Consider the following 12,435-nt stretch of genomic DNA (forward strand, 5'->3'; position numbering starts at 1 on the left):
TTTTAAAGTGCTATATAAAGACTATAAAATGCCACTTTTGGCAAGAGTATAGAATCGAATAGAAGTAGGAGTGAACGGAAAAAAATGACAAAACGTACAGATTTAAGAAACGTTGCAATTATCGCCCATGTCGATCATGGTAAAACAACTATCGTCGATGAATTATTAAAACAATCAGGTACTTATAACGACCACGAACAAGTGGAAGAACGCGCAATGGATAGCAACGCTATCGAAAAAGAGCGTGGTATCACAATCTTAGCTAAAAACACAGCAATCAACTATAAAGGGACTCATATCAACATCATGGATACACCTGGACATGCCGATTTCGGTGGTGAAGTTGAACGTATCATGAAAATGGTAGATGGTGTTTGTTTAATCGTTGATGCTTACGAAGGAACAATGCCACAAACGCGCTTCGTATTGAAAAAAGCGCTTGAGCAAAAATTAACACCAATCGTTGTAGTAAACAAAATTGACCGCCCTTCAGCACGTCCAGAAGAAGTTGTTGATGAAGTTTTAGAATTATTCATCGAATTAGGTGCAGATGATTCTCAATTAGAATTCCCAGTTGTTTACACATCAGCTCTTAACGGAACAAGCTCAATTAGTTCTGATCCTGCTGATCAAGAATCAACAATGGATCCTGTATTTGACTTAATCGTTAATACAATTCCTGCTCCTGAAGATAACTCTGATGAACCATTACAATTCCAAGTATCTTTACTTGATTACAACGATTATGTTGGTCGTATTGGTATCGGACGTGTTTTCCGTGGAACAATGTCAGTTGGACAATCGGTATCATTAATTAAATTAGACGGTACAGTTAAAAACTTCCGTGTAACTAAATTATTTGGTTTCCTTGGTCTTAAACGTGTTGAAATTCAAGAAGCTAAAGCTGGTGATTTAATTGCCGTTTCTGGTATGGAAGACATTTTCGTAGGTGAAACTGTTACTCCTCAAAACCAATTAGATGCTTTACCAGTTCTTCGTATTGATGAACCAACACTTCAAATGAAGTTTGTTACTAACAACTCACCATTTGCTGGTCGTGAAGGTAAATACGTTACTTCACGTAAAATTGAAGAACGTTTATTATCTGAATTACAAACAGATGTTTCTTTACGTGTAGAACCTACTGAAACACCTGATGCATGGATCGTTTCTGGTCGTGGAGAGTTACACTTGTCAATTCTTATCGAAAACTTACGTCGTGAAGGTTTCGAATTACAAGTTTCTAAAGCAGAAGTTATCGTTCGTGAAATCGACGGTAAAAAATGTGAGCCTTACGAAGATGTTCAAGTTGACGTTCCTGAAGAATACATGGGTGGCGTAATTGAATCATTATCTTCTCGTAAAGGTGAAATGAAAAACATGGAAAACAACGGTAGCGGACAAGTTCGTTTACAATTCCTTGTTCCTTCACGAGGTTTAATTGGTTACACAACTGAGTTCATGTCATTAACTCGTGGTTATGGTATCATCAACCATACTTATGACAGCTACCAACCTGTACAAAAAGGTTATGTAGGTGGACGTCGTATTGGTGCACTTGTTTCTATGGAAACTGGTAAAGCTACGACTTACGGTATCATGCAAGTTGAAGACCGTGGGACTATTTTCGTAGAACCAGGTACTGAAATTTATGAAGGTATGGTTGTTGGTCAAAACGCTCGAGACGGAGATATCACTGTTAACATCGTTCGCCAAAAACAAATGACTAACGTTCGTTCTGCTAACAAAGATCAAACTAACGTTATCAAAACACCGCGTAAATTAACGCTTGAAGAATCATTAGAATTCTTAGCTGATGATGAGTACTGTGAAGTAACTCCAGAATCAATCCGTTTACGTAAAAAAATCTTAAACAAAAACGAACGCGAAAAAGCACAAAAAAAATCTAAATAAGCGAATCGTTTAAAAACCCTTGAAGAATATTCTTCAAGGGTTTTTATGTGTCAAAAAACCACATCCTTAAATGGATGTGGTTCAGCTTTATAAACGGTAAAACGACTCGCTCTTAGGACGATGCGGATCATAGTTTTTTGAGTTAATCCGAATTAACGTTTGTTGTGTGACACGTTTTGAGCAAGCGGGGCAAGTATATAAATACAGTGGATGGTTACGAATTTTTTTAGCTTCGATGCTTTGGTCATTAATTTCTTGTTTGCCATCACATAAAATACATTTTACTTTCATTAAAATCACCTCGTATAACTTATAGTATAACAAAAACCGACAAAAATTCAAAAAATGATGTTCGTGAAGGAGTGAAAGTGGGATAGTAATTGCGCCACTATTTTTAACATGCTATACTAAAATAACAGGATCGTAGGGAACTTTAGTAAAAGTGAAGGACGTGGCGAATGATGAATGGAAAAGAAATGAAACATGCAGCATATGAAGCATTAAAAACAGATGCAAACCGGATTTGGAAATTGATTAAGGTGCAGATGGATAATTTAACATTACCACAATGTCCAGCCTATGAAGAGGTACTTGATACACAGATGTACGGTCTTTCGCGTGAAATTAATTTTGCAGTCAGACTTGGTTTGATTGAAGCTAGTGTTGGTCGTGAAATCATGATGACACTTGAACGTCAATTGGCCAACTTACATGAATCGGTAACGTTGAAAAAATAACAGGTGACCCTTCACTGAACGAATAAAAAAACGATAAAATAGAGTGTACTACGCTCTATTTTTATTTGTGATATCACCAGATTGGAAGAAACATCATGGCTAATACTGTCAAAACAAGACTCTTAAGAAATATGAAATCGTTTGATTACGGCCTATTAATCGCCATTACAGCCCTGGTTATCTTTGGTTGTATCATGGTTTATAGCTCAAGTTTGACAATCTCAATTGAAAAAGACGTATCGCCCTATTATTTTTTTGCGAAGCAAATAAAATTTGCTTGTTTAGGTTTTTTCGTCTTTTTCTTCTTTGCCTTTTTTAATTATCGCTTTTTCAAGCAAGCGAAAATATCAATGTGGATGGTCGGAATTGCCTTGCTTTCACTATTGATGGTATTGATTTTTGCCGAAGATATTAATGGGTCTAAAAGTTGGTTATTTGGGATTCAGCCTGCTGAATTTTGTAAAATTGCGCTCGTATTATATGTTGCGCGAATATACAGTACTAAAAATGAGGATTATGCGTTAACGAATCAAGAGTTGATTAAACCGTTATATATTTTTAGTGGCTTTTTAATATTGGTGGGGGCAGAGCCTGATGTCGGTATGTCAATTTTATACTTAGGTATTATCTTATTCACCATCGCGGGTTCGGGTATTGATATGAGAAGGTTGGTTAATATATATGGCGTCTTGTTAGGGTTAGTGGCTGTTGTTTTTACACTCGTAATCTATGTGCCACACATTTTCATTAGTGTCCTCGGGAAAAATCGAGCCAACCGGTTAATTAGTTTTTCTGATCCGTTTAAGTATTCAGATACGACGGGGCATCAAGTGATTAACTCATACTATGCGATTGGTTCGGGTGGTTTTTTTGGACAAGGGCTTGGCAACAGTGTTCAAAAGTTAGGTTATTTACCTGAGGCACACACCGATTTTATTATTGCTGTCATTGCCGAAGAATTAGGGTTTATCGGGGTCGCCTTCGTTATTCTCGGTCTGGGGTATTTGATTTTTCGGTGTTTACGGATTGGTTCTGAAGCTGAAGACGGTTTTGCAACCCTAATCTGCTATGGGATGGCGAGCTGGATTTTTATCCAGTCAGCCGTTAATCTCGGTGGTGCAACAGGTTTGATGCCGTTAACGGGGGTCGCATTGCCGTTTATTAGTGCAGGGGGTTCATCACTGCTGTCGATTTTAATTCCGTTGGGGATTGTCGCTAATATTAGTATGAAAAACAAACGGAAACGATTAGAGCTATAACGATGAGAACATCGCTTGCTTTTGACGGATATATTCTTGTTCATACGAGAATATGTTCGTTTTTTTTTGCTTAAAAATAACGAATACACGTATTTTTGTAGTGAATAACGGTTGGAATGTAAAAAAAACCGAAAGTATTAGCATTGATAGCGAAAAAATATTTTACAATTACATTAAAGTAATACTATAATATAAAGATAAGTTTCAAACATACTAGGAGGGTAATTATGAAAAACATTCACAAAGTTCTCGTAGCAAACCGAGGGGAAATTGCTATCCGTATATTACGTGCTTGTAATGAATTAAATATAAAAACCGTTGCGGTATATTCGAAAGAGGATGCAGCATCACTCCATCGTTTCAAAGCAGACGAATCCTATTTAGTAGGTGAAGGTAAAAAACCAATCGATGCTTATTTAGATATTGAAGATATTTTACGAATTGCCAAAGAAGTGGGTGCAGATGCAATCCACCCTGGTTACGGCTTTTTGTCAGAAAACCTAGAGTTTGTAACACGCTGTGAAGAAGAAGGTATTAAGTTTGTTGGACCACAGCCAAAACATTTGAATATGTTCGGTGATAAAATTAAAGCGAAAGAACAAGCGTTACTCGCAGGTATTCCTGTTATTCCAGGCACGAATGGTTCTGTTTCATCACTTGATGAAGTAAAAGCATTTGCTGAAAAAGTCGGTTATCCGATTATGGTTAAAGCCGCTCTTGGCGGTGGTGGTCGTGGAATGCGTATCGTTAATAATGAAAAAGAAGTGAAGGACGGCTATGAACGGGCGGCTTCAGAGGCAAAGGCAGCTTTTGGTAGCGATGAGTTATACGTTGAAAAATGTATCCTGAATCCAAAACATATCGAAGTGCAAATCTTTGGTGATGATCATGGCAACATTGTGCATTTATTCGAACGTGACTGTTCCGTACAACGTCGTCATCAAAAAGTAGTTGAAGTTGCGCCATGTGCGACATTAAGCGATGAACGTCGTGCTGAAATTTGTGATGCAGCAGTTAAATTAATGAAGAATGTTGATTACGTCAATGCTGGTACAGTTGAATTCTTAGTTTCAGATGAAGGGTTTTACTTTATCGAAGTTAACCCGCGCGTGCAGGTTGAGCATACAATTACGGAATTAATCACAGGGATTGATATTGTTCAAACGCAATTATATGTGGCAGATGGCTATAATATTTTTGATTCTGAAGTTGGCGTACCGACACAAGCAAACATTCGCATTAATGGTTCAGCGATTCAATGTCGTGTGACGACTGAAGATCCGTTAAACAACTTTATGCCAGACACAGGTGTCATTAATACGTACCGTTCACCGGGTGGTTTTGGTGTACGTTTAGATGCGGGTAGTGGTTTCCAAGGAACCAAAATCACGCCTTACTACGATTCATTGGTCGTTAAAGTGTGTACATGGGGGATGACGTTAGAACAAGCGGCTCGTAAAATGGAACGTAACTTACGAGAGTTCCGTATCCGTGGTGTTAAAACGAATATCCTCTTCTTAAAAAATGTTGTTGAGCATCCAAACTTTATTACAGGGAACTACAATACGTCGTTTATTGATACGACACCAGAACTGTTTGAATTTCCACAATTACGTGACCGTGGCAGCAAAACATTACGCTACATTGGCAACGTAACCGTTAACGGCTTCCCTGGGATTGATCATAAAGAAAAAGAATTATTTGATACAGTTCGCTATCCTAAAATTGATTTACAGACACCGCCACCAGCGGGTACAAAACAAATTTTAGAACAGGGTGGACCACAAGCGGTTGTCGATTGGATTAAATCTCGTGAAGAAGTATTGTTAACAGATACAACGTTGCGTGACGCACATCAATCGTTATTGGCGACTCGTGTGCGTTCTAAGGACATTACAGCGATTGCACCGGCAATGGCACGCTTATTACCTAATATGTTCTCTTACGAAATGTGGGGCGGGGCTACGTTTGATGTCGCTTACCGTTTCTTAAATGAAAACCCTTGGAAGCGATTGGAAACAATGCGTAAGCAAGTACCGAACGTATTGTTCCAAATGTTATTGCGTGGCGCTAATGCAGTGGGCTATAAAAACTACCCTGATAATGTGGTGCGCGAATTCGTTAAACAATCAGCTGAGGCCGGCATTGATGTGTTCCGTATTTTCGATAGTCTCAACTGGATTCCCAATATGGAAACAGCGATTGAAGCGACCAAAGATGCTAACAAACTAGTTGAAGCAACGATTTGTTATGCGGGTGATATTTTAGATGAAAACCGTCCGAAATATAACATTGATTACTATAAAAACTTAGCGAAGGACCTTGTGTCAGTCGGAACAGACATTATCGCGATTAAAGACATGGCAGGTATCTTGAAACCACAGGCAGCTTATCGCTTAATTAGTGAACTGAAGGAAACAGTTGACGTTCCAATTCACTTGCATACGCATGATTCGAGCGGTAATGGGAACTATACATATGCTGCCGCCATCAGTGCAGGCGTTGATATTGTTGATGTTGCGACGAGCGCAATGTCAAGCTCTACGTCACAACCAAGCATGACCACATTGTTCTACGGTCAGGTAAATAGCAGTCGGACACCAAACTTAAATCCAGAAAATTCACAAGCCATTAACCGTTATTGGGAAGATGTCCGTCGTTACTATACTGATTTCGAAAACGGCTTAAACGCACCGCAAACAGAAGTTTACGACCATGAAATGCCAGGTGGACAATACTCTAACTTACAACAACAATCACGCGCTGTTGGTTTAGGCGATCGTTGGGAAGAAGTTAAAACGATGTACATGAAAGTCAATGTGTTGTTCGGCGATATTATTAAAGTGACACCATCTTCTAAAGTAGTTGGCGACATGGCATTGTTCATGGTGCAAAATGAACTAGATGAAGAAAATATTTACGAAAAAGGTTTGACACTTGATTTCCCAGAGTCAGTTATTTCGTTCTTCGAAGGACAATTAGGTCAACCTTACCAAGGGTTCCCAGAAAAACTACAATTGGTAATTTTAAAAGATCGTGAACCAATTACAGTACGACCAGGCACCTTGCTTGATCCAATCAACTTTGACGATGTGAAGGCTGAATTAGCAGCCTTAATTGGTTATGAACCGTCTGAACAAGAAATTATTTCGTATGTACTGTATCCAAAAGTATTTGTTGAGTATACAAAAATGGTCGATCAATTTGGTGATTTAACAAAACTAGATACGCCAACCTTCTTTAAAGGGATGCGTTTAGGAGAACAAATTGAAGTTGAAATTCAACGCGGTAAATCGTTGAACATTAAATTGAACTCGATTTCACAAGCAATGCCAGATGGTACGCGTGTCTTCTACTTTGAATTAAATGGTCAACCACGTGAGGTAACAATTAAAGATAATAACGTTACGAGTACGATTGCGACACGTCGTAAAATCGAACCATCTGTTCGTGGTCACGTTGGTGCGACAATGCCAGGGAGCGTTCTGCAAGTATTAGTCGCTAAAGGCGATAAGGTCGAAAAAGGCCAACCAATCTTAGTGACAGAAGCAATGAAGATGGAAACAACGATTCAAGCGCCATACGATAGCACGATTAAACAAGTGTACATCGGAGTCGGTGATGCAATTGAAACCGCTGATTTGCTGATTGAATTAGATTAACCGAAATGTCAAAAGAGCCTGTCCAACCAAACGGTTGGACAGGCTCTTTTGATAGGGCATATTAATTGTTGTTGCTACGTCGACCACTACGGAATGCGATCAATGCTAAGTAGCTCAAGACGGCAAAGATAATCGTGATGGTTAAGGAATGCATTAAGGCAATGTAGAGGTTGACGTTTGAGTCAACAGTAGCAATCCCTAAAATGATTTGAATTACAACGAGGAGTACAAGGAGTGATGAACAGCCACGTAATACTTTGGAATGGCTGTAGTGCTTCGATGTGTACCAAGCAAGCCAAGCAATCCAAACCGCCAAGACGAAGGCTGCTGCTCGATGTAATAACTGCACGAATTGTGGCGTTGTTGTCGGCATGACAAATTTACCATCTTCAAACATGAAGGACGGTAGCGCTAAGCTGGCATCCATGTGCCGCACTAAGGCGCCGGTGTAAATTGCGATGTACGTAAAAAGCAACAAGTAATAAATACTGTAGCGTAATTTCTTGGTCATTTTAACCGACTTGGCATCGAACTTAAGGTCGATTTCAAAGATGAACAAGGCAAGCATCACGATGGAAGCGTATGAGATGATTGAAATTCCGAAATGCAATGCCATAATAACGGCATTTTGACTCCAAACGACTGCCATCGCACCCATGATTGCTTGTAAAACTAAAAAAACAACTGAAATAATGGCAATAACCTTTGTTTCGGCACGTCCTTTAATATAGCGCCATGAGAAAATGGCAAGTGCAATCACGAAAATAGAGGCTAGTCCCGTTGAAAGACGGTGGAACACTTCAATTAATTTTTCGATGGTGACATCGGTTAAATTAACGAGTTGTCCGTTACATAAGGGCCATGTAGCGCCACAGCCATCGGCGGAGCCTGTTTTTGTTACGAGAGCACCACCGAACACCACAACAGTCATTAAGACGATTGTTACTATTGAGAGAATTTTTAAAAACTTAGTCATGTGTAAGAGAACCCCACTTTCTTTAATACAATCACTTCTAATTTTACCTTATAATCGCTAAACACCCAAGAGGTCATTTTGGCAATTTGAATAAATGTGTCTGAAATATGACTAAACAATTAGTTGGTGTATATTATGTGAAATATGGTATATTGATATAAGAGTTTTTTAGGAAAAAAGAAGGTAAGGGGTTTATAATATGACAGAAAAAAGTCTTGAAACAAACAAAGCAACGTCACGCGTTACAATCAATGATTTGACGGGGCTTGTAAAAATGGGCATCGTTGATTCGAATACGATTGCTGCCTTTGCAGGGATGTGGATTGCTTTCCAATATACGAACACACCCTTTTTACAAAACATAGTGACCGTTATTATGCTTGTAATCGGTACGGCGGCGATTATTGCGGGAGCAGGCTGTTGGAACAATTACTACGATCGTGACATCGATAAAAAAATGGAGCGAACAAAAACACGGCCGACAATTACGGGGCGAATTAGTCCGAAAATGACACTTGTAGCCTTTATTGCTTTAACCGTTGTCGGTGAAGTGTTGCTGTTCATGATTAATCCGATGACCGGTATTACTGGTTTAGCAGGTGTGTTTTTATATAACGTTGTCTACACGATGTGGGCGAAACGAAACCTTGTTTCAAATACGATTATCGGTTCGTTTTCAGGTGCAGTACCACCGCTAATTGGTTGGTTTGCAATTGCGCCAACGTTAGAATTACCAGCAATCATGCTCTTTTTATTCATGTTTTGTTGGCAACCACCGCATTTTTATGCAATTGCCATCCGTCGTCGTGCTGATTATGCAGCTGCAGGTATTCCGATGCTGCCAGTTGTTAAAGGTGTAGAACGAGGGCGTAAAAGCATCCTTCTCTGGGTGGGCTTTTTAACCGTGTTACCATTCTTCATGTTTGATTTCGGTATAATCTATGTTGTGTTAGCGACAATTATGAATATTGCGTGGCTTGTGCTCGGGTTACGCGGCTATAAAACCGCCGATCCAGATCAATGGGCAAAATCAATGTTTTTCTTCTCATTAAGCTATCTAATGATTTTATTTGTGGCGATGATGGTGTTAGCACCTTTTGTGTAAGCACAGTTGATGATTGCATGAATTCAAGAAAGACGATAAGATATTAACAGTAACGTTTCGTTGTTACTGTTAATATCTCAGAATGTAGACAAAGTCTAAACAGACTTCATTTTCTTTGTAATGCTATTACAGTGACTTTGTGTACAAAATGACTTGACTGAAAAGAAACGGTGTTATAGTAGGAACGACGAGCGAGTGACGGTGCGCGTATTGATGGTACGTAATCCCGAGCGAGCAAGTCGTAACGACCTAGTACAGCGTTTATCTTCAGTCTCAAGATATTAACAGTAACGTTTCGTTGTTACTGTTAATATCTTTTTTTGATGGAGAGGGGAAAAATGAAAAGTATTTTAAAAGTGTTATTGTTAGTCGTGCTTTTTATGTTAATTGCCTATACTTCTCCTTTATACACAAAGGATAAAAGTACTGCCTTATTTCAAACGTATGATGCGAAACAAGGTGATTTGAAAATGAAAGTAGCCTCGAAAGAAACGGCACTGAAATACGACGAAGATAAGAGTATTGCAAAATATATTGGCAAGCCTTACGCGACGATTGAAAAAAAATATGGTAAGGCAGATCGGGTGGAACAAACGGCTTACGAATATGAGGAATACGTATTTACCAAAGGTGTGCAAGGTTACATGACGGTTGGTGTATTAGCAGATCGTGTTGTTCGAATCAATGTAGTCGGTAATAAGCTAGAAATTAATCCCTTTGAAATTGGGATGCCAGTTGAGACAATCATGAATCGCTATGCGATGGAATCTGAAATCATTGTTAATTCAAGCTATGGGAAATATCAATTGAGTTTATCGGAAGACGACCTTTATACGCGCCCTTTAATTAAACTTGCACCCAATCGCTATGCCCAGTTGACGATTGATTCGAACGCACGTGAGTTATTCGCAGTCTCATTTATGGATAGCGATACGTTAGTGAAACTGCATCCTTATGAATCAGTTTATGAAGGGGAACTTTATGAGGTACCTAAATTATCTGATGAAAAATGGCGTCAAATTAATGCAGGGATGAACAGCGATATTGTTGATTTAACTAATATTTATCGGACGAAACGGGGCTTGAGTACGTTAGTTGAAAACAAAAAAATTGGGCAGGCGGCAAGTGCTCATAGTAAGGACATGCACGAGAATGAATTTTTTAGCCATGATTCTGCTACAAAGGGTGATTTAGCAAAACGGATGACCGTCTCTGAACTCGTATTTGAGGAAGTTGAAGAAAATATTGCGGCTAATTACGTCGATGGTGCCGCGACCTTTGCCGCGTGGTTAAGTTCAGCTAGTCATCGTCAAACGTTGGAGCTAGAGAATGCGAACGTTATGGGGGTCGGAAGCTTTCAGTTTTATACAACGCAAATCATTGGCTATGTAGCGGAAGTGACAGACCCTTCATAAAGCAGTATAATTAAGAGAGTATTATAAGAAAGGGTGGTTAGATGTTTGCAACCTATCAAACGATTGAAGTGCTTGATTTAGCAGACGAACTTGCTGAGATGATCAATCAATCAGAAGCGATGTCAGAATACCATTCTGCCAAAAGACAATTAATGACGACACCAGTAACGCAAGAAAAAATAAAAGCTTTTGCAACAATGAAAGAGCGATTCGATGAAGTGCAACGATTTGGACGTTATCATCCCGAGTACAAAGAGATTAACCGGGAAACACGTCGATTGAAGCGAGAGTTAGACATGGATGAAGTCATCATGACTTTTCGTCAAGCCGAAATGGGCGTACAATCATTATTGGACCAAGTGGGTATCCTCATCGGCGAAAGTGTATCAGAACAAGTAAAAGTGCCTGTGGGCAATCCGTTTTTCGAAGGGAAACGTCGTCATGGCGGTGGCTGTAGTACCGGAGGCGGCTGTGGTTGCTCAGTAGGTTAAGAGGAGGGAATTTATGACATTTACACCAATTGAACGACAAGGGATTGTTGTTTGGGGTCATCATTTTAAACAGTTAAAAACATTACGTCGTTACGGTCACTTGCAATATACATCACGTCGAATGAAGTACGGTGTTGTTTACTGTAATTGTGATGATGTTGAGGGTGTCGTTGCTAAATTAAAAACGTTGAATTGGGTTAAAAAAGTGGAAGTTTCGCAACGTCCATTTATAAAGACAACCTATACGACGATTGAAAATCCAAATGTCGAATTAGAGTATCACTCACTCTAACGAAGTGAACAATAAAGGAGCATAATGATGAGAGTTGTAGCAGGAACAGTTAGAAACCACCAATTGAAAGCCGTACCAGGTGATAAAACACGCCCGACAACCGATAAAATTAAGGAGTCAATGTTCAATATCATTGGCCCTTATTTTGATGGCGGAAAAGCATTGGATCTCTTTGCGGGCAGTGGTGGTCTTGGAATTGAGGCGCTGAGTCGGGGGATTGATGAAACAGTCTTTGTTGATCAAGCCGCGCCAGCGATTAAAATTATTACCGAGAATGTCGCAAAATGTCATTTAGAAAAACAAGCAGTTATTAAGAAAGGTGAGGCGTTGCGAACGATTGATCAATTGGCCCAATCGGGCGATACCTTCAAGTTAATCTTTTTGGATCCGCCTTATCGTTTTCATCAAATGGAAGCGTTATTGAATAAAATTGAAACGTTAAAATTAGTGTCTGAGCAGTCAATCATTGTGGTAGAACATGAAAAAACTTATGAGCTCCCGGATGTGATTGGTGGTTTTAGTCGCTTTAAACAAGCGTTATATGGTATTACTAGTTTGAGCTTTTATGAAGTAGGAGAGTGATG

The 12,435-nt window shown here is 39.3% G+C and carries 11 protein-coding genes; 9 read left to right on the forward strand and 2 right to left on the reverse strand.

Annotated features, from left to right (window positions below; translation table 11 throughout):
- Positions 1-84 precede the first annotated feature (84 nt).
- Entirely contained in the window at positions 85-1,914 is a 1,830-nt protein-coding gene (gene typA / locus ACJYYY_RS03760) for a translational GTPase TypA (RefSeq protein WP_408869124.1), read from the forward strand.
- Positions 1,915-2,001: 87 nt separating this feature from the next.
- Here typA and ACJYYY_RS03765 read toward each other — a convergent pair whose 3' ends face one another.
- Positions 2,002-2,205 carry a YlaI family protein gene (locus ACJYYY_RS03765; protein ID WP_408869125.1) on the reverse strand — a complete coding sequence of 68 codons (204 nt, stop codon included), beginning with the start codon at positions 2,203-2,205 and terminating at the stop codon, positions 2,002-2,004.
- Positions 2,206-2,375: 170 nt separating this feature from the next.
- Here ACJYYY_RS03765 and ACJYYY_RS03770 point away from each other — a divergent pair, with 170 nt between their 5' ends.
- The 3 genes from ACJYYY_RS03770 (at position 2,376) to ACJYYY_RS03780 (ending at position 7,572) form a co-directional block, all read left to right on the forward strand.
- Positions 2,376-2,651, forward strand: a complete 276-nt coding sequence (locus ACJYYY_RS03770) for a YlaN family protein (protein WP_156921108.1) — start codon at positions 2,376-2,378, stop codon at positions 2,649-2,651.
- 95 nt (positions 2,652-2,746) lie between these two features.
- The gene (locus ACJYYY_RS03775) at positions 2,747-3,910 is read left to right on the forward strand and encodes an FtsW/RodA/SpoVE family cell cycle protein (RefSeq protein WP_408869126.1); all 1,164 of its coding nucleotides are present in this window, start codon (positions 2,747-2,749) and stop codon (positions 3,908-3,910) included.
- A 227-nt stretch (positions 3,911-4,137) separates the two neighbouring features.
- Positions 4,138-7,572 (forward strand): pyruvate carboxylase, encoded by a 3,435-nt coding sequence (locus tag ACJYYY_RS03780; RefSeq protein ID WP_408869127.1) that lies wholly within the window; start codon positions 4,138-4,140, stop codon positions 7,570-7,572.
- Positions 7,573-7,633: 61 nt separating this feature from the next.
- On the opposite strand, the gene ACJYYY_RS03785 is transcribed toward ACJYYY_RS03780, so the two are convergent.
- Positions 7,634-8,548 carry a heme A synthase gene (locus ACJYYY_RS03785; RefSeq protein WP_035313367.1) on the reverse strand — a complete coding sequence of 305 codons (915 nt, stop codon included), beginning with the start codon at positions 8,546-8,548 and terminating at the stop codon, positions 7,634-7,636.
- Between the two features lie 199 nt (positions 8,549-8,747).
- Here ACJYYY_RS03785 and cyoE point away from each other — a divergent pair, with 199 nt between their 5' ends.
- From cyoE to rsmD, 5 genes are all read left to right on the forward strand, one after another.
- Positions 8,748-9,653, forward strand: coding sequence for a heme o synthase (cyoE, locus tag ACJYYY_RS03790; protein WP_035313365.1), 906 nt, complete (start codon positions 8,748-8,750; stop codon positions 9,651-9,653).
- A 338-nt stretch (positions 9,654-9,991) separates the two neighbouring features.
- Complete coding sequence (locus ACJYYY_RS03795) at positions 9,992-11,068, forward strand: CAP domain-containing protein (RefSeq protein WP_408869128.1); 1,077 nt, start codon at positions 9,992-9,994, stop codon at positions 11,066-11,068.
- 41 nt (positions 11,069-11,109) lie between these two features.
- Positions 11,110-11,559 (forward strand): YlbF family regulator, encoded by a 450-nt coding sequence (locus ACJYYY_RS03800; protein WP_408869129.1) that lies wholly within the window; start codon positions 11,110-11,112, stop codon positions 11,557-11,559.
- 13 nt (positions 11,560-11,572) lie between these two features.
- Positions 11,573-11,851 (forward strand): YlbG family protein, encoded by a 279-nt coding sequence (locus tag ACJYYY_RS03805; RefSeq protein WP_035313364.1) that lies wholly within the window; start codon positions 11,573-11,575, stop codon positions 11,849-11,851.
- Between the two features lie 27 nt (positions 11,852-11,878).
- Positions 11,879-12,433 carry a 16S rRNA (guanine(966)-N(2))-methyltransferase RsmD gene (rsmD, locus tag ACJYYY_RS03810; protein ID WP_035313362.1) on the forward strand — a complete coding sequence of 185 codons (555 nt, stop codon included), beginning with the start codon at positions 11,879-11,881 and terminating at the stop codon, positions 12,431-12,433.
- Positions 12,434-12,435: the final 2 nt, after the last annotated feature.

Origin of the sequence: Brochothrix campestris, from assembly GCF_046058945.1 — a bacterium.
GTDB classification, from domain to species: Bacteria; Bacillota; Bacilli; order Lactobacillales; family Listeriaceae; genus Brochothrix; species Brochothrix campestris.